The 23,282-nt window shown below is 72.2% G+C and carries 25 protein-coding genes and 1 pseudogene; 18 read left to right on the forward strand and 8 right to left on the reverse strand.

Annotated elements, in window-relative coordinates; translation table 11 throughout:
* The first annotated feature begins 48 nt into the window (after positions 1 to 48).
* Positions 49 to 1,359, forward strand: a complete 1,311-nt coding sequence (gene murA, locus ABZW11_RS23765; RefSeq protein ID WP_355420749.1) for a UDP-N-acetylglucosamine 1-carboxyvinyltransferase — start codon at positions 49 to 51, stop codon at positions 1,357 to 1,359.
* Positions 1,360 to 1,411: 52 nt separating this feature from the next.
* Positions 1,412 to 4,075 carry a transglycosylase domain-containing protein gene (locus ABZW11_RS23770; RefSeq protein WP_355420751.1) on the forward strand — a complete coding sequence of 888 codons (2,664 nt, stop codon included), beginning with the start codon at positions 1,412 to 1,414 and terminating at the stop codon, positions 4,073 to 4,075.
* Positions 4,076 to 4,087: 12 nt separating this feature from the next.
* Here the strand turns inward: ABZW11_RS23770 and ybaK are convergent, their stop codons facing one another.
* Together ybaK and ABZW11_RS23780 are read right to left on the reverse strand one after the other, a co-directional pair.
* Positions 4,088 to 4,543: a Cys-tRNA(Pro) deacylase gene (ybaK, locus tag ABZW11_RS23775; protein WP_355420808.1), complete on the reverse strand. Its 456-nt coding sequence runs from the start codon at positions 4,541 to 4,543 to the stop codon at positions 4,088 to 4,090.
* 59 nt (positions 4,544 to 4,602) lie between these two features.
* A complete protein-coding gene (locus ABZW11_RS23780) occupies positions 4,603 to 5,340 on the reverse strand; it encodes a helix-turn-helix transcriptional regulator (protein ID WP_355420754.1) in 738 nt (245 codons plus the stop codon).
* A gap of 55 nt (positions 5,341 to 5,395) precedes the next feature.
* Between ABZW11_RS23780 and ABZW11_RS23785 the strand changes: the two genes are divergently transcribed.
* Positions 5,396 to 6,523 carry an MFS transporter gene (locus ABZW11_RS23785; protein ID WP_355420757.1) on the forward strand — a complete coding sequence of 376 codons (1,128 nt, stop codon included), beginning with the start codon at positions 5,396 to 5,398 and terminating at the stop codon, positions 6,521 to 6,523.
* On the opposite strand, the gene ABZW11_RS23790 is transcribed toward ABZW11_RS23785, so the two are convergent.
* The 3 genes from ABZW11_RS23790 to ABZW11_RS23800 form a co-directional block, all read right to left on the reverse strand.
* Positions 6,510 to 7,985: a trypsin-like peptidase domain-containing protein gene (locus ABZW11_RS23790; RefSeq protein ID WP_355420760.1), complete on the reverse strand. Its 1,476-nt coding sequence runs from the start codon at positions 7,983 to 7,985 to the stop codon at positions 6,510 to 6,512. The two genes, ABZW11_RS23785 and ABZW11_RS23790, sit on opposite strands and share 14 nt — an antisense overlap.
* An 87-nt stretch (positions 7,986 to 8,072) precedes the next feature.
* Positions 8,073 to 9,077, reverse strand: coding sequence for a non-homologous end-joining DNA ligase (gene ligD, locus ABZW11_RS23795; RefSeq protein WP_355420763.1), 1,005 nt, complete (start codon positions 9,075 to 9,077; stop codon positions 8,073 to 8,075).
* A gap of 48 nt (positions 9,078 to 9,125) precedes the next feature.
* Positions 9,126 to 9,329, reverse strand: coding sequence for a hypothetical protein (locus ABZW11_RS23800; RefSeq protein WP_345401409.1), 204 nt, complete (start codon positions 9,327 to 9,329; stop codon positions 9,126 to 9,128).
* A gap of 408 nt (positions 9,330 to 9,737) precedes the next feature.
* Between ABZW11_RS23800 and hisD the strand changes: the two genes are divergently transcribed.
* From hisD to hisF, 9 genes are read left to right on the forward strand one after another with little or no spacing between them, the layout of a single operon-like run.
* Positions 9,738 to 11,054 (forward strand): histidinol dehydrogenase, encoded by a 1,317-nt coding sequence (gene hisD / locus ABZW11_RS23805; protein WP_355420766.1) that lies wholly within the window; start codon positions 9,738 to 9,740, stop codon positions 11,052 to 11,054.
* Positions 11,051 to 12,121 (forward strand): histidinol-phosphate transaminase, encoded by a 1,071-nt coding sequence (locus ABZW11_RS23810; protein WP_355420769.1) that lies wholly within the window; start codon positions 11,051 to 11,053, stop codon positions 12,119 to 12,121. Before hisD ends, ABZW11_RS23810 begins: the two co-directional genes overlap by 4 nt.
* A complete protein-coding gene (hisB, locus tag ABZW11_RS23815; RefSeq protein ID WP_345401418.1) occupies positions 12,118 to 12,711 on the forward strand; it encodes an imidazoleglycerol-phosphate dehydratase HisB in 594 nt (197 codons plus the stop codon). The genes ABZW11_RS23810 and hisB overlap by 4 nt, the downstream gene beginning before the upstream one ends.
* Positions 12,708 to 12,863, forward strand: coding sequence for a hypothetical protein (locus ABZW11_RS23820; protein WP_355420772.1), 156 nt, complete (start codon positions 12,708 to 12,710; stop codon positions 12,861 to 12,863). Before hisB ends, ABZW11_RS23820 begins: the two co-directional genes overlap by 4 nt.
* Positions 12,860 to 13,495, forward strand: coding sequence for an imidazole glycerol phosphate synthase subunit HisH (gene hisH, locus ABZW11_RS23825; RefSeq protein ID WP_355420810.1), 636 nt, complete (start codon positions 12,860 to 12,862; stop codon positions 13,493 to 13,495). Before ABZW11_RS23820 ends, hisH begins: the two co-directional genes overlap by 4 nt.
* Entirely contained in the window at positions 13,492 to 13,833 is a 342-nt protein-coding gene (locus tag ABZW11_RS23830; RefSeq protein ID WP_355420775.1) for a hypothetical protein, read from the forward strand. Before hisH ends, ABZW11_RS23830 begins: the two co-directional genes overlap by 4 nt.
* On the forward strand, positions 13,834 to 14,556 hold the full coding sequence (priA, locus tag ABZW11_RS23835) for a bifunctional 1-(5-phosphoribosyl)-5-((5-phosphoribosylamino)methylideneamino)imidazole-4-carboxamide isomerase/phosphoribosylanthranilate isomerase PriA (protein ID WP_355420778.1): 723 nt from the start codon (positions 13,834 to 13,836) through the stop codon (positions 14,554 to 14,556).
* A gap of 20 nt (positions 14,557 to 14,576) precedes the next feature.
* Positions 14,577 to 14,987 carry a Rid family hydrolase gene (locus ABZW11_RS23840; protein ID WP_355420781.1) on the forward strand — a complete coding sequence of 137 codons (411 nt, stop codon included), beginning with the start codon at positions 14,577 to 14,579 and terminating at the stop codon, positions 14,985 to 14,987.
* Positions 14,984 to 15,745 (forward strand): imidazole glycerol phosphate synthase subunit HisF, encoded by a 762-nt coding sequence (hisF, locus tag ABZW11_RS23845; protein ID WP_345401430.1) that lies wholly within the window; start codon positions 14,984 to 14,986, stop codon positions 15,743 to 15,745. The genes ABZW11_RS23840 and hisF overlap by 4 nt, the downstream gene beginning before the upstream one ends.
* Positions 15,746 to 15,752: 7 nt before the next feature.
* On the opposite strand, the gene ABZW11_RS23850 is transcribed toward hisF, so the two are convergent.
* From ABZW11_RS23850 to ABZW11_RS23860, 3 genes are all read right to left on the reverse strand, one after another.
* The gene (locus tag ABZW11_RS23850) at positions 15,753 to 17,114 is read right to left on the reverse strand and encodes a glutamine synthetase family protein (RefSeq protein WP_355420784.1); all 1,362 of its coding nucleotides are present in this window, start codon (positions 17,112 to 17,114) and stop codon (positions 15,753 to 15,755) included.
* A 61-nt stretch (positions 17,115 to 17,175) separates the two neighbouring features.
* Positions 17,176 to 17,337 (reverse strand): hypothetical protein, encoded by a 162-nt coding sequence (locus tag ABZW11_RS23855; RefSeq protein ID WP_345401436.1) that lies wholly within the window; start codon positions 17,335 to 17,337, stop codon positions 17,176 to 17,178.
* A 197-nt stretch (positions 17,338 to 17,534) separates the two neighbouring features.
* Positions 17,535 to 18,164: a TIGR03085 family metal-binding protein gene (locus ABZW11_RS23860; RefSeq protein WP_355420787.1), complete on the reverse strand. Its 630-nt coding sequence runs from the start codon at positions 18,162 to 18,164 to the stop codon at positions 17,535 to 17,537.
* Positions 18,165 to 18,280: 116 nt separating this feature from the next.
* Between ABZW11_RS23860 and ABZW11_RS23865 the strand changes: the two genes are divergently transcribed.
* The 6 genes and pseudogenes from ABZW11_RS23865 to ABZW11_RS23890 all read left to right on the forward strand — a co-directional run.
* Positions 18,281 to 20,125 (forward strand): ABC transporter ATP-binding protein, encoded by a 1,845-nt coding sequence (locus tag ABZW11_RS23865; protein ID WP_355420813.1) that lies wholly within the window; start codon positions 18,281 to 18,283, stop codon positions 20,123 to 20,125.
* On the forward strand, positions 20,122 to 21,903 hold the full coding sequence (locus ABZW11_RS23870; protein WP_355420790.1) for an ABC transporter ATP-binding protein: 1,782 nt from the start codon (positions 20,122 to 20,124) through the stop codon (positions 21,901 to 21,903). The genes ABZW11_RS23865 and ABZW11_RS23870 overlap by 4 nt, the downstream gene beginning before the upstream one ends.
* A gap of 89 nt (positions 21,904 to 21,992) precedes the next feature.
* The gene (locus tag ABZW11_RS23875; protein WP_355420792.1) at positions 21,993 to 22,340 is read left to right on the forward strand and encodes a hypothetical protein; all 348 of its coding nucleotides are present in this window, start codon (positions 21,993 to 21,995) and stop codon (positions 22,338 to 22,340) included.
* Positions 22,341 to 22,351: 11 nt separating this feature from the next.
* On the forward strand, positions 22,352 to 22,687 hold the full coding sequence (locus ABZW11_RS23880) for an STAS domain-containing protein (RefSeq protein WP_355420794.1): 336 nt from the start codon (positions 22,352 to 22,354) through the stop codon (positions 22,685 to 22,687).
* A 25-nt stretch (positions 22,688 to 22,712) separates the two neighbouring features.
* The gene (gene hisI, locus ABZW11_RS23885) at positions 22,713 to 23,072 is read left to right on the forward strand and encodes a phosphoribosyl-AMP cyclohydrolase (protein WP_355420816.1); all 360 of its coding nucleotides are present in this window, start codon (positions 22,713 to 22,715) and stop codon (positions 23,070 to 23,072) included.
* A gap of 3 nt (positions 23,073 to 23,075) precedes the next feature.
* A pseudogene (locus ABZW11_RS23890) lies at positions 23,076 to 23,282 on the forward strand (hypothetical protein); the annotation flags it as partial.

A 23,282-nucleotide genomic window follows, 5' to 3' on the forward strand; every position in this document is an offset into this window, starting at 1 on the left:
ATGTACGTCCGAATCAGCTTGATGGTATCTCCCGGTTAGGCTCACTTCGTGATTGCAGAAGAGGTCTGGCAGATAGAACCCTCCGGCCCCCTCCGGGGTGACGTCGAAGTACGCGGTTCCAAGAACGGCGTGTCCAAGCACATGGTCGCCGCCATGCTCGGCGACGGCGAGAGCAGCATCCACAACGCCCCCGAGGTCGGCGAGGTCGAGATCACCGCCGCCATGCTGCGCGCCCTGGGCATCGACGTCGAGATCTCCCGTACGGAGATCAGGATCGAGCGGGGCGCGGCGATCGAGCCCCGGGTGCCCGACGCGTTCACCGGCCTGAACCGCATCCCCATCCTCATGCTCGGCCCCCTGCTGCACCTGGCGGGTGAGGCGTTCGTGCCGCTGGTCGGCGGCGACCCCATCGGGCGGCGGCCGGTCAACTTCCACGTGGACGCGCTGCGCGCCATGGGCGCCGAAGTGGAGGTGCAGGACGCCGGCATCTACGCCAAGGCGGGCCGGCTGCACGGCACCCGCATCGAGCTGCCGTACCCGAGCGTGGGCGCCACCGAGACCGTGCTGATGTCGGCGGTGCTGGCCGACGGCAAGACCGTGCTGAAGAACGCCGCCACCGAGCCGGAGGTGGTGGAGCTGGCGCTGTTCCTGCAGCGGATGGGGGCGCGGATCGAGCTGTCGCCCGACCGCAGGATCGTCATCGAGGGCGTCGAACGCCTGCGCGGCGCCTCCACCTGGCTGACCGGTGACCGCATCGAGGCGTTCTCCTACCTCGCGGCGGGGCTGATCACCCAGGGCGAGGTACGCGTGCACGGCTGCCCCCAGGACCGCCTCGTCACCGCCATCACCACGCTGGCCAGGATGGGCGCCAGGTTCGACATCAACGACGAGTACCTGTGCGCCACCGCGCCGCCCGAGGGCCTGCGCTCGGCGGCCGTGCAGACCGACACCCACCCCGGCTTCATGACCGACTGGCAGACGCCGCTCATGGTGCTGTTCACCCAGAGCCAGGGCATGTCCGTGCTGCACGAGACGGTCTTCGAGAACCGCCTGGTGTACGTGCCCGCGCTGCAGAAGATGGGCTGCGAGATCGAGGTGTTCGACCAGTGCCTCGGCGGCCCTGCCTGCCGCTACCACGACACCAACGCCCGCCACTCGGCGGTCGTGCGCGGCGTGTCCAAGCTCAGGGGCGCCGACGTGACGCTGCCCGACATCAGGGCCGGCTTCTCGGCCGTGCTGGCCGCCGCCGTCGCCGACGGCCCCTCCACGCTGCGCGGCGTGCACCACATCGAACGCGGCTACCACCGGCCGTTCGAGCAGTTCGCCTCCCTCGGTCTGAACATCCGCAGGCAACGGTAAAGAGCTCGCAGCCGGGCGTTTGCCGCTGATCGGGACGTCGTACACATCTGACGTGAGCGTACTCAGATCCATCGGGGCTCTCGGGCTGGCGGGGGCGCTGGGCGGGCTGCTGGCGGCCGCGCTGGCCGTCCCGGTGGTGAGCGGGGGCGGCCTCGCGGCGAAGAACGCCGTCAACTCCTTCGTGGACCTGCCCCCCGCCCCGCGCGAGGAGCAGCTCGCCCAGGTGACCAGGCTGCTCGACAGGAACGGCCGGCCGTTCGCGCAGTTCTACGAGGCCAACAGGACGACCGTGCGGCTCGGCGCGGTCGCGCCCGTGATGCGCCAGGCCATCGTGGCGATCGAGGACGCCCGCTTCTACGAGCACGGCGGCCTCGACGTCAGGGGCACGCTGCGGGCGCTGCTCACCAACACCCAGGCGGGCGGCATCCGGCAGGGCGGCTCGTCCCTGACCCAGCAGCTCGTCAAGAACATCCTGGTGGAGAGCGCGCGCACCGACGCCGAGCGCGACAAGGCCCGCGCGCCCAACCTGGCCCGCAAGATCAACGAGCTGCGGCTGGCGCTCGCGCTGGAGCGCAAGTACCGCAAGGACGAGATCCTGGAGCGCTATCTCAACATCGCCTACTTCGGGGCGGGCGCCCACGGCGTGCAGGCGGCGGCCAGGCGCTTCTTCTCCACCTCCGCCGCCCGGCTCACGCTCACCCAGGCGGCCACGCTGGCGGGGGCGGTGCGCATGCCGTACTCGACCGATCCCTCGCTGGGGAGCGCGCACCGCGAGCGGCTCAAGGGGCGGCGCGACCTCGTGCTCGACCGCATGGCCGGGCTCAAGCTGATCAGCCAGCAGGAGGCGGCGCAGGCCAAGAGCTCGCCGCTCGGGCTGCGGCTGCGGCCCGAGCCAGGCGGCTGCGCCCAGTCCGAGTACCCCTTCTACTGCCTGTACGTCCAGCAGGAACTGCTCACCAACCCTGTCTTCGGCAACACCGCCGCCGAGCGGCGCCGCCGCATGGCCAAGGGCGGCATGGTGGTCAGGACCAGCCTCGACCCCGTCGCCCAGCGCGCCGCCGAGCAGGCCATCCGCCGGCACGTCTCGCCCGAGGACACCGAGGTGGCCGCCGAGGCCATGGTCGAGCCGGGGACCGGCCGCATCAGGGCGATGGCCGCGAGCAAGCGCTTCGGCCGCAACCCGGGCGACCGCAAGAACGGCCCCAGGACCACCTTCAACCTGCCCGCAGACGTCGCCCACGGGGGCGGGCAGGGCTTCCAGGCGGGCTCGACGTTCAAGGTGTTCACCCTGGCCACCGCCTTGCAGCAGGGCTGGCGCTTCGGCGACGGCTTCCAGACGCCCGGCGCCCTGTCGCCGTCCCAGGGCTACCGGAACTGTGCCGGCCGCTCCGTCAACGACCCCGGCACGCGCATCACCAACGCCAGCGGCGAGGGCGACGGCGGGCCGCACAGCATCGAGACCGGCACCTGGAAGTCGGTCAACATCTTCTACATGATGCTGGAGCGCAAGGTCGGGCTCTGCAACGTCGTCAAGACCGCGAAGAAGCTCGGCGTCGTCAGGGCCGACGGGGCGCCGCTGCGGGAGGTGCCGACGTTCACGCTCGGCATCAACGAGATGGACCCGGTGACGGTGGCGGCCTCCTTCGCGGCCTTCGCCGCGCGCGGGCTCTACTGCCGGCCGCTCGCCATCGTGGAGATCACCGGCAGGGACGGGCGGCGTACGCACGTGCCGCCCTCCTGCGAGCAGGCCATCGAGCAGCGCGTCGCCGACGCCGTCAACCACGTGCTGACCGGCGTCTTCGACAAGGGCACCATGCAGGGGCAGAGCATCGGGCGGCCGGCCGCGGGCAAGACCGGCACCAACAACGGCTACACCTCCGCGTGGTTCGCCGGGCACACGCCCGACCTGGCGGCGGCGGTCAGCGTGGGGGACATCAGGGGGTCGTACAAGTTCCCGCTGCGGGGCGTGCAGATCGGTGACCGGCATTACGGGGCGGTGCAGGGGGCGTCGCTGCCGGGGCCGATCTGGGTGGAGTCGATGCGGCTGGCCTTGCGCAGTACGGAGCCGCGTGGCTTCCCCCAACCCGACATGTCCCGCTTCGGCGGCGGCCACACGCCCGGCCTGGAACAGGCCCTGGCCGACGAGGAACGCAGGAAGCGCGGCACCCACCCGTTCCTGCGCCGCCACCGCCGTCTGTTCGAGTGGCTGATGGGCCAGGACGAAGTGATCTCCCCACGGCAGGGCCGCACGGAGCTCACCTTCGACTGGCCCCCACGCGACCGCCATCGCCCGGCCACCCACACCCCACAAGGGGTCTCTCCGGGAGGGGCACCGGCTCCCGGGAGGGCCCCGGCTCCAGGAAGGGCGCAGGCTCCAGAAAGGGCGCAGGCCCCGGCTCCCGCGCGCCCGCCGGCCCGCTCCCAGCCCGCGCGTCCCCAGCCGGCTGGGAGGGCGCAGGCTCCGGACAGGGCGCAGGCTCCTGGGAGGGAGGCCCCGGCTCCCGCGCGCCCTCCGGCTCGTCAGCCCGCCCGTCCCCAGCCGGCCCGGCAGGACGGCTCCGCCGGTCGCGTTCAGCCGCAGGGGTCGGGCGAGGGCCCAGGTCGTTCTCAGCCGTCTGGACGGTCGCGTCCCGACGGTCAGGACGGCGCTCATCATCCAGGGCGTGATCGTCCCGGAGGGAACGGGGGGCCGCCGCAGGCTCATCGGCCCGGGTGACGTGCCCTCACATCAGGCGGATTTGCCGATGGGGGCCGTCACGGCGCGGGTGAGGGTGATGAGGTTGGCGGGGGCGGTTTCGAGCTGAAGGCCGCGTTTGCCGGCGGAGAAGTAGATCGTGTCGAAGTCGAGGGCTGAGGAGTCGACCACCGTGGGGAGCTGTTTGCGCTGGCCCAGCGGGCTGATGCCGCCGACGACGTAACCCGTGACGCGCTCGACCTTGGCGGCCTCGGCCATCGCGGCCCGCTTGCCGCCGAGCGCGCCGGCCAGCGCCTTGAGGTCGAGCTTGCCCGCGACGGGCACGACGGCCACGGCCAGCCCGCCCTCGACCTCGGCGACCAGCGTCTTGAAGATCCGCTCGTAGGGGACGCCGAGCGCGTCGGCGGCCTCCTCGCCGTAGGCCTGCGCGTCGGGGTCGTGGTCGTAGGGGTGGAGCGTGAACTCGGCCTTGGCCCTGGTCAGCGCCATGGTGGCCGGAGTGCCGCCCTTACCTTTGGGTTTGCTCACGACACCTCAGTGTAGCGAATCTACAATGTAAAGGCCCGGCCGGGGGTGTACCCGAACGCCTTCCTGAACACGTCGATGAACGCGCTCGCCGACCCCCAGCCGCACCGGTGGGCGACCGCCGTCACCGGCACCCCTTCGGCCAGCAGCAGGAGCGCGTGGTGCAGCCGGAGCTGGGTGCGCCACTGCGGAAAGCTCATGCCGAGCTCGGCCCGGCACAGGCGGGCGAGCGTGCGCTCGCTGGTGCCGGCGCGGGCGGCGAGCCTGGCCAGCGTGCTGGTGTCGGCGGGGTCGCGGTGCAGGGCGGCGCAGACGGCGGCCAGCCGGGGGTCGCGCGCGGTGGGCAGGTGCAAGGGCTGCTCGGGGGCGCGCCGGAGCTGGTCGAGGAGGACGGCGAGAAGCCGGTCGCGCTCGGGCTCGGGCACGGGAGGCTCGCCGGTGTAGGCGATGATCAGCTCGCGGAGGAGGGGCCCGACGGCGAGCACGGCGGGCCTGGCCAGGCGCGGCGGGTTGCCGGTGAGGCCGACGAGGCGCAGGTCGGTGTCGCCGTGGGCGCGATGCTCGTGCACGGTGCCCGCGGGCACCCAGATGGCCCGGTTGGCGGGGGCGACCCAGGTGCCGGCGTCGGTGGTGACGGACAGGACGCCGCGGCAGGCGTACACGATCTGGTGGGTGTCGTGCCGGTGGGCGTCGATGCCGGCGCCCGAGGTCAGGGGACGGCGTCCCGTGGGGGCCTCGGGCAGGTGGCGGATTTCCGACATGATTTGGCATTTTATCGGAAGCGTGCCAGCGGCGTCCGCAGGAATCATCGAAGACGTGAAGCGCATCCCCATGCTCGCCGCCGGCCATGCCTGCGTGGACTTCTACCAGGGCGCGGTCCCGGCGCTCGTGCCGTTCCTGGTGGCCGGGCGCGGTTACGGGTACGTCGCGGTGTCCGGCATCGTGCTGGCCGCCACGCTGCTGTCGTCGATCGTGCAGCCGCTGTTCGGAGTGCTGACGGACCGGTGGCGGATGCCATGGCTGATCCCGGTGAGCATGGTGGTGTCGGGGCTGGGGGTGGCGGCGGGGGGTTTGTCCGACTCGTACGCGCTGACCTGGCTGGCGGTGGCACTGTCCGGACTCGGCGTGGCCGCGTACCACCCGGAGGCGGCCCGCCTGGCGCGGATCGCGAGCGAGGGCGGCCACGTGCGGATGAGCTGGTTCTCCCTCGGCGGGACGCTGGGCTTCGCCTCGGCGCCGGTGCTGGTGACGCCGCTGCTGGCGGCGGGCGGCCTGGGCGCCTCGCCGTTCCTGGTGGTGCCGGCCGTGCTGGGCGCGCTGGTGACGTTGCCCGCGGTGCGTTCGCTGTCGGGCGGCGCGCGGACGCCGGGAGCGGTGGCGGCGGTGCGGGGGCGCGACGACTGGCCGGCGTTCGCCAGGCTGACGCTGGTGATCGTCTTCCGCTCGGTGGTGTACGTGGGGCTGAGCGCGTTCGTGGCCCTGCTGATGGGCGGGGGAGCGGCAGGGGCGGTGGCGCTGTTCGTGCTGTTCGCGGGCGGCGCGGTGGGCACGGTGCTGGGCGGCAGGCTGGCGGCGCGGTGGGGGCGGGTGCGGACGATGCGGCTGGCGTACGCGCTGGCCGTGCCGGCGGTCGCGGGTGCGGTGCTGGTGCCCGGCCCGGCCGCGTACGTGTTCGTGGCGGCCTCCTCGATCGCCTTGTACGCCCCGTTCTCCCTGCACGTCACGCTGGGCCAGGACCTGCTGCCGAGCCGGGTGGGCACGGCGGGCGGGGTGACGCTGGGCCTGGCGGTGAGCGTGGGCGGCCTGGCGAGCCCGCTGGTGGGCGCGGTGGCGGAGGCCTCGTCGCTGCGGACGGCGCTGGCCTGCCTGATCGTCTTCCCGGTGCTGGCCTGGCTGCTGGCCCGCACGCTGAAGGAGCCCGTCGCCGAGGTCAGCCGCGGGTGAACAGCCGCAGCACGTCGGTGTTGTCGCGCTGCGTCGGGTCGAGCCTGGTCGAGGTGACGCGGGCGGCGAGCGAGAGGCGGCGCGGCGCGCCGGCGGCGACGTGCACGCGTGCCTTGATCGTGACCGGCCGCCCGGGACGGACGGCCGGGATGAGGCAGGTGGCCTGGCGGCGGCTGGGCGCGCAGGCGACGCCGTGCACGGCGGCCAGGGCGGCGCCGCGGGGCGCGGCGATGGTGACGGGCACCCGGGCGGCGGCCATGAGGCCGCGCATGGTGACCGTGGCGGTGACGGTCGTGGTGCGGCCGCGCCTGACGGGCCTCGCGGGCCTGGCGGGGCGGCTCAGCTTGACGGACAGCGCGTCGTAGACGCCTTCGGGGTCGGCCTTGCCGACGATGGCGCCGTAGCCTTCGAGGTTGAGCGCGGTGGCGACGGAGTTGCCGTCGGCCTCGCCGTCTTCCTTGCCGGCCGAGAGCACGCCGATGAGGTCGCCGGTGTCCTTGAGGAACCAGGGGCCGCCGGAGTGGCCCTTGTAGAGGTGGCAGTTGTGCGTCTCCATGCGTCCGCTTCCTGCGGGGCGGCCGGCGGTGTTGGCGGCGAGCATGGTCTCCGTCCGGGCGACGCCGGCGGACTGCCGGGTCCTGCCGAGGCACCAGAGCTGGTCGCGCCCGTCGTACGGCTCCCTGCCGAGCAGCCCGGGATAGCCGGTGGTGGCGATGGTGTGCCTGCCGCCCTGGTTGAGCATGGGGGTGAAGGCGCCGACGGCGTCCTGGAGGGTGCGCTCGCGCCTGCCGACCTCGATGAGGGCGATGTCGTAGCTGGAGTTCCAGTCGCCGCCGTGCAGTCCGGTGTAGCCGTCGGGCTTCCAGGCGCGCCGGCCGCCCCACCGCCCGTACGGCTCGCGCCCCCGCAGGCCGGCGGCGCGGCCGTCGTAGGCGGGGATGAACAGGAAGTTGCGGTGCCACTGCCCGGTGGCGGTGCCTTCCGCGACGCTGTAGACGCAGTGGGCGGCGGTGGCGATGAGCAGCTCGCCGGCGGAGCGTACGACGGAGGCGGTGCAGGAGTCGGGCTGCCCTCCCGCGTTGATGAAGAAGAGCCGGCCGCTGATGCGGCTGTAGGGGACGGCGGTGTACGGCCTGCGGACGCGGGCGTAGCCGTTGACGTCGCCGCCTGGGGTGAGGCGCTTGGCGGTGGGGACGCTGAGGGAGGCGGCGGTGCGCGCGGCTCCCTTGGGGCTCTTCGGCAGGTCGGCGGCTCTGGCCTCGGCCTGTTTGGCGGCGGTCCAGTACTTGACGGCCTGTGCTGGGCGCATGCGCGGCGAGGACGCGGCGCCCCAGACGGGCGGCGGGGCCTGCTGCTCGGTTTCCGCGGAGAAGAGGGGCGGCTGGTCGGCCGTGGCGGGCGGGGCGGCGAACCCGGTGCATCCGGTGAGCCCGGCCAGCGTGGTGACGAGAGTTCTGCGCACTATGTCCCCCGAACCGTTCGACATACCTTTAGTCACTCTAAGTCACCATAAGGGGACGATGTGTGGTCAGGGGTGGCGTGTCGGGCGTCAGCCGGCCGCGGCGTCGCCCTCGTGGGGGAGCAGCCCGGAGGTGCGGGCCTCGGCGGGCTCGCGGTCGGGGCGCAGCCCGCGCCAGGAGGGGTGGCGCAACCGGCCGTCGCCGGTGACCTCGGCGTACTGGACCTCGCCGACCAGCTCCGGGCGTACCCAGTGGGCGTCGCGGGCGTGCTCGCGCGGCACCTCGTCGCCGAACGGGGGGCCGGGCAGCTCCAGCGGGGCCAGCCGGTCGCGCAGGTCGCGCAGCACCTGGTCGGTGAAGCCGGTGCCGACGTGGCCGACGAACCGCAGCCCGCCCGCGTCGTCGTACGCGCCGAGCAGCAGCGACCCGATCGTGCCCGAGCGCCGCCCGCTGCCCGGCTTCCACCCGCCGATGACGACCTCGGCGGTGCTGACGTTCTTGACCTTCGTCCATTCGCTGCTGCGCCGCCCCGGCCGGTACGGCGAGGCGAGCCGCTTGCACACGACCCCTTCGAGCCCGAGCTGCTTCGAGGACTCGAAGGCGCGCTGGGCGTGGTCGGTGAACCAGACGGGCACCTGCCACCGGTAGCCGGGCGTGAGCGTGCTCTCCAGCAGCTCGCGCCGCTCGGTGTAGGGCCGCGCGACGATGGCGGCGTCGTCGAGGTGCAGGATGTCGAAGGCCATGTACGTCACCGGCACCGCCCTGGTCAGCGCGGCCACGGCGGCCGGGTTGCGCTGGTGCATGCGGGGCTGCAGGGCCTCGAAGCTGGGCCGCCCCGCGTCGTCGAAGGCGACGATCTCCCCGTCGATGACCGCGTCGTGGCCGCCGGTGGCGCCGGCCATGAGCTGGATCTCGGGGTAGGCGGGGGTGATGTCCTTGGCGTTGCGCGACATCAGGCGGACGGCGCCGTCCTCGACGTAGGCGAGGGCGCGCACGCCGTCCCATTTCATCTCCACGGCCCAGCCGGGGCCCTGGACGGAGGTCAGGGTGCCGGCCTGGGCCAGCATGGGCGTGTAGACCGGCAGCCGGACCATGGTGCATGCCGTACCCCGCCCGCCTGATCGACAGTGGCGGGCAGGGGTCTACAGATGGTCAAGCGGCCTGTCTTCCGTGCGCTCCACGAGCTCGGCGAGGTCCACGCCGTGCTCGCCGAGCTCGGCGACGGTGGCGCAGTATCCGCGCAGGTAGGTGCGGCCGTTGACGCGGTGGGAGACACGCAGGAGCGGGCGATCGTCCAAGATGATCGCCTCGACGAGCAGGCCGTCAGGCCCGTGCCACTGTCCCATGCAGGTAAGGGTAAAGGTCCGGACATAATGGACAGATAATGTCGGACGCCGCCGCCGGCGACCCGCTCCCGGCCCGCGGCGCGCGGCAGCGGGATATCGTGGGCAAAAATCACGCAACGTCACCTTGTGGCGGCACAACGTTTTTCTTGGAGAAGTGCGTTAGAGGGCGTGCCTGCGGGGCAATGAAGTTTCCCCTGGCTTTCCCCGGCCGTGGCCGTACCCCCGTGACGGCCACGGCACCGGCCCCGGCAGGCCCGGTCCGGGGTCATGACGGCCGCGAGGGGCGTGCGTCGGCGAGCGCGGCCCCCGCGGCCGTCGGCTTTCCACGGCGGGCGTCCCTGGAGCGAGCAGCCTGTCCGCATGGTGGACGCCGCCTGAACCGGAGCCCGGACTCCGTAGACTGTGGGGGTGATTTCCCGTATCGACATGCGCGGTTCCCTGCCGGCGAACCTGCGCGACGTGCTGCCCCGCGCCGAGCTCGACGTCGAGGCCGCCCTGGAGAAGGTGCGGCCCATCTGCGACGAGGTGCGCCATCGCGGGGCGGCAGCCGTACGGGAGCTGACCGCCAGGTTCGACGGTGTCGAGATCGCCTCCGCCCGCGTCCCCGCAGAGGCCCTGCGCGACGCGCTGGCCGGGCTCGACCCCCGGGTGCGCGCCGCGCTGGAGGAGTCGATCAGGCGGGCCAGGCTGGTCCACCGCGACCAGCGACGCACCGACGTCACCACCCAGGTCGTGCCGGGCGGCACGGTGTCCGAGCGGTGGGTGCCCGTCGACCGGGTCGGCCTCTACGTCCCCGGTGGCCGCGCGGTCTATCCGTCGAGCGTCGTGATGAACGTCGTGCCCGCCCAGGAGGCGGGCGTCGGCTCCCTGGCGGTGACGAGCCCCGCGCAGAAGGAGTTCGGCGGCCTGCCGCACCCCACGATCCTGGCCGCGTGCGCGCTGCTCGGCGTGGACGAGGTCTATTCCGTGGGCGGGGCGCAGGCGGTGGCGATGTTCGCCTACGGCACCGAGGAGTGCGAGCCCGCGACCATGGTCACGGGTCCCGGCAACATCTGGGTGGCCGCGGCCAAGCGGCTGCTCAAGGGCCGCATCGGCATCGACTCCGAGGCCGGTCCCACCGAGATCGCGATCCTCGCCGACGAGAGCGCCGACCCCGTCCACGTAGCCGCCGACCTGATCAGCCAGGCAGAGCACGACACGATCGCCGCCGCCGTGCTGGTCACCACCAGCCCCGAGCTGGCCGACGCGGTCGAGAAGGAGCTGCCCGGCCAGGTCTCGGCCACCCGCCACTCCGAGCGCATCACCGAGGCGCTGAGCGGCCGGCAGTCCGGCATCGTGCTGGTGAGCTCCATCGACGACGGCCTCAAGGTCGTCGACGCCTACGCCGCCGAGCACCTGGAGATCCAGACCGCCGACGCGGCGGCCGTGGCGGCGCGGGTGCGCAACGCCGGGGCCATCTTCGTCGGCCCCTACTCCCCGGTCTCGCTCGGCGACTATCTCGCCGGGTCCAACCACGTGCTGCCCACCGGCGGCTGCGCCTGCCACTCCAGCGGCCTGTCGGTGCAGTCGTTCCTGCGCGGTGTCCACGTCGTCGACTACACCCGCGAGGCGCTCGCCGGGGCGGCGGCCCACGTGTCGGTGCTGGCCGACGCCGAAGACCTGCCCGCACACGGCGCCGCGATCCGCGCCCGATTCGACTGGCGAGTGCCGACGGAGACCGCGTGAACCTCGACGACCTGCCCATCCGCGACGATCTGCGCGGCAAGACGCCCTACGGCGCGCCGCAGATCGACGTGCCCGTACGCCTCAACACCAACGAGAACCCCTACCCTCCCTCGCCCGCCCTGGTCGCCGACCTGGCCAGGGAGATCGGCGAGCGGGCCGGCGAGCTCAACCGCTACCCCGACAGAGACGCTACCGAGCTGCGCGCCGACCTGGCCGCCTATCTCGGTCACGGCCTGACGGCCGCGCAGGTGTGGGCCGCCAACGGCTCCAACGAGGTGCTCCAGCAGATCCTCCAGGCGTTCGGCGGCCATGGCCGCACCGCCATCGGGTTCGAGCCCTCCTACTCCATGCACCCGATCATCACCGGCGGCACCAGCACCGAGTGGATCAGGGCGACGCGCGAGGAGGACTTCTCGATCGACCCCGGCAAGGCGGTCGCCGCGATCGAGGAGCACCGTCCCGACGTGGTGTTCCTGACCTCGCCCAACAACCCGACGGGCACGGCGCAGCCGCTGGAGACGATCGAGGCGGTGCTGTCGGCGGCCCCCGGCATGGTGGTGGTCGACGAGGCCTACGCCGAGTTCGCCCGTGAGGGCACACCGTCGGCGCTGACCCTGCTGCCCGCCCACCCGAGGCTGATCGTCACCCGGACGATGTCGAAGGCGTTCGCGATGGCCGGCACCCGCGTCGGCTACCTGGCGGCGCACCCGGCGGTGATCGAGGCGCTGCTGCTGGTGCGGCTGCCGTACCACCTGTCCACGCTCACCCAGGCGGCGGCGCGGGTGGCGCTGCGCCACCGCGGCGAGCTGCTCGGCACGGTCGACGCGCTGCGCCGCGAGCGTGACGACACGGTGGCCTGGCTGCGCGGCAAGGGCCTTCAGGTGGCCGACTCCGACGCCAACTTCGTGCTGTTCGGGCGCTTCCCCGACCGGCGCGGGGTGTGGGAGGGGATGCTGGAGCGCGGCGTGCTCATCCGCGAGGTGGGCCCGCCCGAGTGGCTGCGTGTGTCGATCGGCACGGGCGAGGAGATGGCGGCCTTCCGCGCCGCCCTGGAAGGAGCAATGTGAGCCGCGTAGGTCGCGTCGAGCGTGTCACGAAGGAGACCTCGGTCCTGGTGGAGGTCGGCCTCGACGGCACCGGCCGGGTCGAGGTGGCCACCGGGGTCGGCTTCTACGACCACATGCTGGCGCAGCTCGGCAAGCACGGACTGTTCGACCTGACGGTCAAGACCGAGGGCGACCTCCACATCGACTCCCACCACACGATCGAGGACACCGCGCTGGCGCTGGGCGCCGCGTTCCGCGAGGCGCTGGGCGACAAGTCCGGCATCCGGCGGTTCGGCAGTGCGTCGTGCCCGCTGGACGAGTCGCTCGCCCAGGTCACCGTCGACCTGTCGGGCCGCCCCTACCTCGTGCACACCGAGCCAGAGGGCATGGCGCCGATGATCGGCCCCGAATATGACACGACGATGACCCGCCACATCCTGGAGTCGTTCGTCGCGCAGGCGGCCATCTGCCTGCACGTCCACGTGCCCTACGGCCGCAACGCGCACCACATCGTCGAGGCCCAGTTCAAGGCGCTGGCCAGGGCGCTGCGCGAGGCGTCCGAGCTCGACCCGCGGGCCAGCGGGGTGCCGAGCACCAAGGGCGTGCTATGACCGACAACCTGCTCGCCGGGGTGATGGTGTTCATCGGGCTGTTCCTGGGCGGCGGTGTGTTCTCCCTGGCCAGACAGGGGCTGAAGATCGGCGCGGCGATCTGCGCGGTCGGCGCGGTGATGGCGATCACGGCGGGGGTGTTGTGGTGGTGAAGAAGAACGTCGTGGTGCTCGACTACGGCTCGGGCAACCTGCGCTCGGCCGAGCGTGCCCTGGCCAGGGCGGGCGCCGAGGTGACGGTGACGTCCGACGTGCGGGCCGCGCAGGAGTGCGACGGCCTGGTGGTGCCGGGCGTGGGCGCGTTCGCGGCCTGCATGGAGGGCCTCAAGTCGGTGCGCGGCGAGCAGATCATCGGCCGCCGTCTGTCGGGCGGCCGGCCGGTGCTGGGCATCTGCGTCGGCATGCAGATCCTGTTCGCGCGCGGCGTCGAGCACGGCGTCGAGACCGAGGGCTGCGGCGAGTGGCCGGGCACGGTCGAGCGGCTGGAGGCCCCCGTGCTGCCGCACATGGGCTGGAACACGGTCAAGGCGCCCGCCGGCAGCGTGCTGTTCGACGGGCTCGACGCCGGCACCCGCTTCTACTTCGTGCACTCCTACGGAGTGCGCGACTGGGTGCTGCGGCCCGGCGACGGGTTCGCCGAGCCCGTCGTCACCTGGGCCGAGCACGGCGTGCCGTTCGTCGCCGCCGTGGAGAACGGCCCGCTCATGGCCACCCAGTTCCACCCGGAGAAGTCCGGCGACGCCGGAGCCGCCCTGCTGCGAAACTGGCTGAAGGCGCTGACGTGAGCAAGGAGCGTGCGCGCCGCAGGGCGGAGCGGGAGGCCGAGCGGGCGCGCGCGATCCGGGCCAACGAGGAGCGGCAGGCCCGCGCGGCCAGGCGCCGCGCCCTGCTGACCCGCCTGACGCCCCGTCCGATGGCGCGGCCGGTGCGCTTCTACCGGCAGGGTGGCCTGCTCGCCCGCCGCCACCGTGCCCAGAACGCCGTGGTGGCGCTCGGCTTCCTGCTCGTCCAGGTGATCGCGTGGCTGGTGTGGGGGTCCTTCCCGATCAGCTTCGCGGTCCTGGTGCTGTCGGTGCTGTTCGTGCCCGTAGTCGTGACTCTCGCTTTCGACCGGAGGACCTGAATGTCTCTCACATTGCTGCCCGCCGTCGACGTCGCCGACGGCCAGGCCGTACGCCTGGTGCAGGGCGAGGCCGGCACCGAGACCGGCTACGGCGCGCCGCTGGCCGCCGCGCTGGCCTGGCAGGAGGCGGGCGCGGAATGGGTCCATCTCGTGGACCTCGACGCCGCGTTCGGCCGGGGGAGCAACCGGGAGCTGATCACCGAGGTGATCGGCAGGCTCGACGTCAACGTGGAGCTGTCCGGCGGCATCCGCGACGACGACTCCCTGGCCGCGGCCCTGGCCACCGGCTGCAGGCGGGTCAACATCGGCACCGCCGCGCTGGAGAACCCGTCCTGGTGCAGCAAGGTCATCGCCGAGCACGGTGACCGCGTCGCGGTCGGCCTCGACGTGCGCGGCACCACCCTGGCCGCCCGCGGCTGGACCGAGGACGCCGGCGACCTGTGGGAGGTGCTCGACCGGCTCGAGGCCGACGGCTGCCCCCGCTACGTCGTCACCGACGTCACCAAGGACGGCATGCTCCAGGGCCCCAACCTCGACCTCTACCAGCGCATTCTGGCCCGCACCGACAAGCCCGTGGTGGCCAGCGGCGGCGTTTCCAGCCTCGACGACCTGGTTGCTCTCGCCTCCCTCGTCCCCGCCGGACTGGAGGGCGCCATCGTGGGCAGGGCCCTGTACGCTCACGCGTTCACCCTGGAAGATGCGCTTGCCGCGGTACGCGTGTAGCTGTGCCTGGAGGGGGCGAGATGAGTATCAGCAGCATCGGCATGGAGAGCACCGGTTACCGGGTGTTCTCGGGCGGCATCTGGGAGGAGAAGTACGGTTACGCCCGCGCGGTGGTGGCGGGCGGCCGCGTGATCGTGTCCGGCTGCACGGCCACGGTCGACGGAGAGGTACGCCACGTCGGAGACCCGTACCGGCAGGCCCTGACCTCCATCGAGATCGCGCTCGAAGCCGTCCTGATGGGCGGCCTGACGCGTGAGGACGTCGTCATGGTCCGCTACTACGTGGTGGAGCAACGTCACTTCGACCCCGTGGGCAAGGCGATCCACGAGGTCTTCGCCAAGGTGCGCCCCGCGTGCACCGGCGTACGGGTGGCCGGGCTGGTCGACCCGCGAATGCTGGTAGAGATCGAGATCGAGGCACTGCGAACATGACCGTGGCGGTAAGAGTCATCCCCTGTCTCGACGTGGACGCCGGTCGCGTGGTCAAGGGCGTCAACTTCGAGAACCTGCGCGACGCGGGCGACCCCGTCGAGCTGGCCAGGCGCTACGACGAGGAGGGCGCCGACGAGCTGACCTTCCTCGACATCACCGCCTCCTCAGGGGAGCGCGAGACCATGCTCGACGTCGTGCGCAGGACGGCCGAGCAGGTCTTCATCCCGCTGACCGTGGGCGGCGGCGTGCGGTCGGCCGACGACGTCGACCGGCTGCTGCGGGCGGGCGCCGACAAGGTGTCGCTCAACACGGCCGCCATCGCCAGGCCCGAGCTGCTCACCGAGGCGTCCAGGCGGTTCGGCGCGCAGTGCGTCGTGCTGTCCGTGGACGCCAGGCGGGCGCCGGGGACGGCCAGCGGGTTCGAGGTGACCACCCACGGCGGGCGGCGCGGCACCGGCATCGACGCGGTGGAGTGGGCGGCCAGGGGCGAGGAGCTGGGCGCCGGCGAGATCCTGCTCAACTCGATGGACGGCGACGGCACGCTCGACGGCTACGACCTGGAGATGCTGCACGCGGTCAGGGCGGCCGTGCGGGTGCCGGTGATCGCCAGCGGCGGCGCCGGCCGCCTGGAGGACTTCCCTCCGGCCGTGGCGGCGGGCGCCGACGCGGTGCTCGCGGCCAGCGTGTTCCACTTCGGCACGCTGAAGATCTCCGAGGTCAAGGAGACGCTCAGGAACGCGGGCCACCCCGTCCGCTGAGCGGGCTTCAGAACACCCGCAGGTGGTGGAAGAGCTCGTAGGAGGTGTCCTTGCCGGCGAACGCCGCGGCCTCGGACCGCTTGACGGCCAGATACGCGCTGCGCCGCAGCGGTCCGAGCGCCTCCATGAGCACCTCGTCGGCCTCCAGCGCGTCCAGCGCCTCGTCCAGTGAGGACGGCAGGCGCGGGTAGCGGCCTGGCCGGGTGTCGGGGTCGACCTCCACCGCCTCGCCCGGGTCGAGCTTGCGCCTGATGCCGTCGAGGCCGGCGTGGATGACCGCGCCGAGCGACAGGTAGGGGTTGGCCGCCGAGTCCGACGGCTTCAGCTCCAGGTTGGGCTCGCCGGTCTCGCCCAGCGGGGAGCAGACGCGCACGGCGGCCTCGCGGTTGTCGGGGCCGTACACCGCGTACGCGCTGGACCACATGCGCGGCGCCAGCCGGCGGAAGCCGTTGACGCTGCCGCAGGTCAGCGCCGTCAGGGCGGGCAGGTGGGCGAGCAGGCCGCCGATGAAGCCGTCACGCACCTCGTTGTCGGAGGCGAAGACGTTGCGCGTGTCGCTCCACAGCGACAGATGCAGGTGGGCGCCGTTGCCGGCCTGGTCGGCCAGCGGTTTGGGGGCCAGCGAGGCCCACATCTGCATGCGCAGGGCCACGCCGCGCACGGTCTCGCGGTAAAGGACGTGGTTGTCGGCGGCGCGCAGCGCGGGCGCGTGGCGGATCGACAGCTCCTGCTGGCCGGGGCCGAGCTCGGGATGGTAGTGCTCGACGCGCAGCCCCTGCGTCTCCAGCGCGCGTACCAGCTTGATCGCGTAGTCGTGGGCGGTGTCGAAGCCGATCGCCGCGTAGCAGAGCGAGTCGTCGATCGGCACCAGCCGGTCGGGCCCGCCCGACGGGTCGGGCAGCCGGCGGCCGAGCGTGAACTCCGGCTCGAAGGCCGCCTCCAGTGTGTAGCCCTCGGCGCGCAGCTCGGCGACCGTGTCCTTCAGGAACGTGCGGGGGCAGGCCGCCCACGGGGAGCCGTCGGGCATGCGCAGGTCCGACAGCATCGCCGCGGCGCCGGGCGCGTACGGCAGCGGGACGTACGTGGTGGCGTCGGGGACGATGCGCACCTCACCCACCGGGCCCATGTGCTCGACCTCCTGCAACTGGTCGAGCATGTTCATCGCCATCATGGCCACCGTGTGGCCGATGCCCGAGCTGAGCCGCTCGGCCAGCCGGGACCGTGCCGCCGCCTTGCCGCGGATCACGCCTCCGTGGTCGGCGTACAGGAAACGGATCAGCTCGATGCCCTCGAGCTCGGCTCGTTCGAGGACGCGCCGGGCGGCGGGGTCGAGCTGATGAGGTCTGGTGCCGGTGAGGCGATCTGTCATCCTGTCTGCGTAACACGATTGGGCAGCACGGGGAAGCACCTCACGCAGACAGAACCACCCGTCAGGTCAGAACACTCGAGAAGAACACCGCCAGCTGATTGGCTCCGTGGACGATTCCGTCGAACACACCGTTGACCGCGGCGGCGGCTTGGGCCGGCCGGGTGAACAGGTAGAAGACCACGAACGCGACAGCCACGTAGGTGATCACCTTCTTGACCTGCATGGGGGGCCTCCTGCAGTTCGTTCCCAGCCGTATATACCCGAGTCTGGGCGATCCTTAGGCATCTCTGAAGATGTACATGATCCTAACCGGGGGGCTTCTTTCCTATGCCATGGTAAGGGCAGCGGACGGCGCGTGAGCGCCTGCCCCGCCGGTTTTTCCGCGCATCCGAAACCCTCGGCCGTCCTCAACCGGGAAGGTCAGACGCCCAGGGTGGCCTCGCGCAGCGCGGCCACCGCGGCCGGATCCCCGGTGAGCTCCACCCGGGCGTGTTCCTGCCTCCCGAAGCAGAACATCAGCAGCTCCGCCGCCCTGCCGGTGACCTCGACCCGGGCGTGTCCCCTGGGGCCGCCGAGCACCACGCCACCGCCGAGCCGGTGCAGCACCACGCCCACGGGCGATTTGCGCAGCATCAGCCGGGCGCCGGTGGAGACCCGCTTCCAGATGAGCCGCTCGAGGTCCTCGGGCAGCTCGCGCGGCTCCCAGCCCGGCTGGGCGCGGCGCACGTCCTCGTGGTGGACGAACATCTCCAGCGTGTTGACCGCCTCGTCGAGCGCGGGCAGCAGGCCGTAGACGCCGCCCGGCTTGCGGACCAGGCCGACCAGCTCGGGGTAGGGATGGCGGTCCTTCAGCCGCCGCTGCACCGAGGCGGTGTAGCCGGCGAGCGGCTTGAGCGCGATGCCGCCCAGGGCGTCGGGCCTGCGCTCGCGCAGCGCGAGGTGCGCGGCCATGTCGTAGGTGGTCCAGCCCGTGCACAGGGTCGGCGCTTCGGGACCGAGCCGGTCGAGCAGATCGCAGAGCGCGGTGCGTTCGCCACGAGCGTGAGTCACGTGGATCAGCCTACCGCTGGGAATAACCGACTGATCAGGAGTGATAGTGACATACGTACAAACAGCAGACATGAGAGGAAACCCACCGAGTGGCGAGCAAGGTCACCTCGGCCGTGATGCGTCAAGGACTTCGCGTCCTTGGGGTGGCCATTCGCACCGAGAAGCTGGTTTTCACCCTTGCGGTGCTGGCCAGCGCCGTCTACGGCGGCATGACGGTCGCCTCCGCCTCCGCCCTCGGGTGGGCGACCCAGAACGTGGTGCTGGCCGCGTTCGCCAACGGCGAGGTCGCCGCGGGCGCGATGTGGACCGGCGTGTTGCTCATCGTCGGCGCCGCGCTGCTCAAGGCGATCGGCGTGGCGGGGCGCCGCATCCTGGCCGGCGTCCTGCAGTACCGCATGCAGGCCCGCTCCCGCCGCGACGTCACCAAGCAGTACCTGCGGCTGCCGCTGGCCTGGCACCACCGGCACCCCACCGGGCAACTGCTGTCGAACGCCAGCGCCGACGCCGAGGCCGCCTGGGCGCCGCTCGCGCCGCTGCCGATGGCCGTCGGCGTGATCGTCATGCTGGTCACCGCGGCGGTCGCGATGGTGGTGACCGACCTGGTGCTGGCGCTCGTGGGCTTCCTCATCTTCCCGGCCATCGCCGTGCTCAACCTGCTCTACCAGCGCAGGCTCAGCCCGCTGGCCACCCGAGCGCAGCAGCTGCGCGCCGAGGTCAGCGAGATCGCGCACGAGAGCTTCGACGGTGCGCTCGTCGTCAAGACGCTCGGCAGGGAGGAGCTGGAGACCGACCGGTTCCGGCGGCGCGCCCACGAGCTGCGCGACGCCAACATCGCCGTCGGACGCGTACGCGGCCTGTTCGACCCCATGCTGGAGGCGTTGCCCACGCTCGGCGTGCTCGCCGTGCTGGCCGTCGGCGCGGCCCGGCTGTCCGCGGGCGCGATCGACCCCGGCGGCCTGGTGCAGGTGGCCTACCTGTTCACGCTGCTGGCCTTCCCCATCAGGGCGCTCGGCTGGGTGCTGGCCGAGCTGCCGCGCAGCGTCGTCGGCTGGCAGCGGGTGCAGGCAGTGCTCGACGCCGACGGCTCCATGGAGTACGGCACCGCCGCCGCCACGGCCTCCGACGCCCCCGCCGAGCTGAGCGTCAGCGGGGTCTCCTACGCCTACGGCGAGGCCCAGGTGCTGCACGACGTCACCTTCGACGTCCCCGCCGGGCGCACCGTCGCGCTGGTCGGCCCCACCGGGTCGGGCAAGTCCACGCTCGTGCAGCTCCTGGTGCGGCTGGTGGACCCCGACTCGGGGCGGGTGCTGCTCGACGGCGTGGACCTGCGCGAGCTGCCCTACGGCGCCGTGGCCGCCTCGGTGGCGCTGGTGCCGCAGCAGACGTTCCTGTTCGACGACACCGTACGCGGCAACGTCGCCCTGGGAGCCGAGGTGTCCGACGACGACGTCTGGGGCGCGCTGCGCCTGGCCCAGGCCGACGGCTTCGTCGGCCGGCTGCCCGACGGCCTCGCCACCCGCGTCGGCGAGCGCGGCGCCTCGCTGTCCGGCGGCCAGCGCCAGCGCCTGGCCCTGGCCCGCGCGGTGGCCCGCCGCCCCCGCCTGCTCATACTCGACGACGCCACCTCCAGCGTGGACCCGCAGGTCGAGGCCAAGATCCTGTACGGCCTGCGGGACGCCGCCGAGGCGTCGACCGTCGTGGTCGTCGCCTACCGGATGGCCACCATCGCGCTGGCCGACGAGGTCGTCTACCTCGACCACGGCCGCGTCGTCGACCGCGGCACCCACGACGAGCTCATCAAGCGCTGCGACGGCTACCGCAACCTGGTGACCGCCTACGAGCGCGAGGAGGCCGAGCGCACCGCGATCGAGCTGTCGGACATCGACACGGACATAGACGCGGACATAGACACGGACATCGACGCGGACATCGACATCGAGGAAGAAGGGGTCAGCGCATGACCGCGCAGAGCATCCACGGCAACGCCGAGCGCTCCGCGCTGGCCACGATCCGCCAGGGCCTGTCGCTGACGCCAGAGTTCCGCAAGGGCCTGCTCGGCACGCTGGCGCTCGCCGTGATCGCCACCCTGGGCAAGGTCATCGTGCCGGTCGCGGTGCAGCAGACCATCGACACCGGCCTCAAGAACGGCACGCCCGACGTCTCGTACATCACCAAGGCCGTGGTGATCTGCGCCGCCGCGGTGGTGCTGACCGCCCTGGCCGGGTACGTCATGAACGTCCGCCTCTACAAGGCCACCGAGTCCTCGCTCGCCACCCTGCGCGTCCGCGGCTTCCGCCACGTGCACGACCTGTCGGTGCTCACCCAGAACACCGAGCGCCGCGGCGCCCTGGTCTCCCGCGTCACCAACGACATCGACCAGATCAGCACGTTCATGCAGTGGGGCGGGCTGATGATCATCGTGTCGTTCGGCCAGCTCTTCGTGGCCACGGTGCTGATGTTCGTCTACTCCTGGCAGCTCACGCTGCTGGTGTGGGTCTGCTTCATCCCGCTGATGATCGCCCTGCCGCGTTTCCAGCGGCTGCTGTCGCGGGCGTACACGACCGTGCGCGAGCGCACCGGCGACATGCTGGCCGCGGTCAGCGAGTCGGTGGTCGGCGCCGCCGTCATCAGGGCCTACGCCTCCGAGCGGCGCACCGCCGAGCGCGTCGACCGGGCCGTGGACGCCAACAAGAAAGCCCAGGTGCGGGCGCAGACCATCGTCGGGTTCGTCTTCCCGCTGACCGAGATCGTGGCCGCTGTCGCCATCGCCGGCATCGTGCTGCTCGGCGTGCAGCTCGGCCTGTCGGGCGGCATCACGCAGGGCGAGCTGGTGGCGTTCCTGTTCCTCGTGACGCTGTTCGTCTCGCCGCTGCAGACCGCCACCGAGGTGCTGAACGAGGCCCAGAACGCGGTCGCGGGCTGGCGCCGCATCCTCGGCGTGCTCGACACTCCGCCCGACGTCGCCGACCCCGGTGAGCAGGGCGTGGTGCTGCCGCGCGGCCCCATCGAGGTGGCCTTCGAGGACGTGCACTTCTCCTACCCCGGCGGCACGCCCGTGCTGCGCGAGATCACGCTCGCCATCCCGCCGCGCTCGCGCGTGGCCGTGGTGGGGGAGACCGGCTCGGGCAAGACCACCTTCGCCAAGCTCCTGACCAGGCTCATGGACCCGGCGGCCGGCCGCGTCACCGTGGACGGCCACGACCTGCGGAACGTGCGCTTCGCCTCGCTGCGCGAGCGCATCGTCATGGTGCCGCAGGACGGCTTCCTGTTCGACGGCACGCTGGAGGACAACATCCGCTACGGCAAGCCGTCGGCCACCGCCGAGGAGATCGAGCTGGCGCTGACCGAGCTGGGCCTGGCCGACTGGCTGGAGGGCCTGCCCGCGGGGCTGGCCACGCCGGTCGGGCAGCGCGGCGAGTCGCTGTCGGCGGGCGAGCGGCAGCTCGTCGCGCTGGCCCGCGCCTACCTCGCCGACCCCGACCTGCTCCTGCTGGACGAGGCCACCTCCGCCGTCGACCCGGCCACCGAGGTACGCCTGGCCCGCGCGCTCGAAGGCGTCACCAGGGGACGCACCGCGATCTCCATCGCCCACCGGCTGTCCACCGCGGAGAACGCCGACGAGGTGCTGGTCTTCGACGCGGGCCGCCTGGTGCAGCGCGGCCCGCACGCCGAGCTGGTCGGCGAGCCCGGCGTGTACGCCGACCTGCACGCCTCCTGGGTGTCGGCGGCCCGCTCATAGGAGGGCGCTCATAGGAGGGCGCTCATAGGAGGGCGGAGGCCGGCTCGCGGCTGGGGGCGTCGCTCAGCTGGGCGGCGAACATCACCGTCGTGCCGGCCGGCCCCGACACGATCATCACCTGGTCGCACAGCGGGGATGTCGGTGTGGGTGATGATCACGACTTCGGTACGGCGGCGCAGGCCGTTCACGGTGAACGCCCGCGTGAGCGTCATCCGCTCCCGCTCGCCATCGAACGGCAGGCAGACATGATCGCCCAGATCCGGATCCAGGACGGAGCCCGCGACGTGCACCACGATCCTGCCCTCCCCTGGCACGCGATCGAGTCAGAAAGTACTCGCCCGGATGTGATCACGTACCGCATTTTCAGCAAAACGCACTGTGATCCGCCCTGGTCCGGTGTACGTTTTCGGCGGAGCCGCCCACGGGAGGGGTTATGAGGAGCATGGGCGTGGATGTGCTGGAGATGTCGCGACACCATCACGGGGGTTCGGTGGTGGTGAGACTGGCGGGGGAGATGGACGTCGACAACGTCTCCCAAGTGCGGAAATGTCTGGACGAAACGGTCGCCGCTCACGACTCCAAACTCGTCGTGGATCTGACAGCGCTGACCTTCATCGACACCGCCGGCCTCGGCGTGCTGGTGCGGCTGCTCGCCTCGCTGCGCGAGCGCGACCGTACGATGGCGCTCGTCGCCCCCGACGGCCAAGTGCTGCGCAGGCTCCGCAGGACGAACCTCGCGCCGCTCTTCCCCATCTACGACACCCTCCCCGAGGCGCTCGCCTGACGGCGGGGGCGCGGCCGTGGCCTGGTTGAATGGCAGCATGTCCCTCGACCCGAAGATCGCCGCGCGGTTGAAGCGCAACCCCGACGGCCTGGTGCCCGCGATCACCCAGCAGTACGACACCGGCGAGGTGCTCATGCTGGCCTGGATGAACGACGAGGCCCTGCATCGGACGCTCACCACCGGCAAGGCCACCTACTGGTCGCGCAGCCGCCAGGAGCTGTGGGTCAAGGGCGGCACCTCGGGCAACGTCCAGCACGTCAAGTCCGTGGCGCTCGACTGCGACGGCGACACCCTGCTGGTCAAGGTCGACCAGGTCGGCGCGGCCTGTCACACCGGCGACCGCACCTGCTTCGACGCCGACCAGTTCGAGATCGTGATCGGCTGACACATGCGCAGCGACAAGCGGGAGCTGTGGATCTGGGTCGCCGCGACCGTGCTCGGCTGCCTCCAGGTGCTCGTCGCGGCCGGGCAGGACTGGGCGCGGGTGCTCCAGCGCGGCGTGGCCGCGCCCACCGGCGGCGACCTCAGCCCCGTGCTCACCCCCGTGGCGCTGGCCGGGCTCGCCGGGGTGGTGGCCGTGCTCGCCAGCAAGGGC

The organism is Nonomuraea sp. NPDC004580, from assembly GCF_040609855.1.
In the GTDB taxonomy this organism is placed as follows: domain Bacteria; phylum Actinomycetota; class Actinomycetes; order Streptosporangiales; family Streptosporangiaceae; genus Nonomuraea; species Nonomuraea salmonea.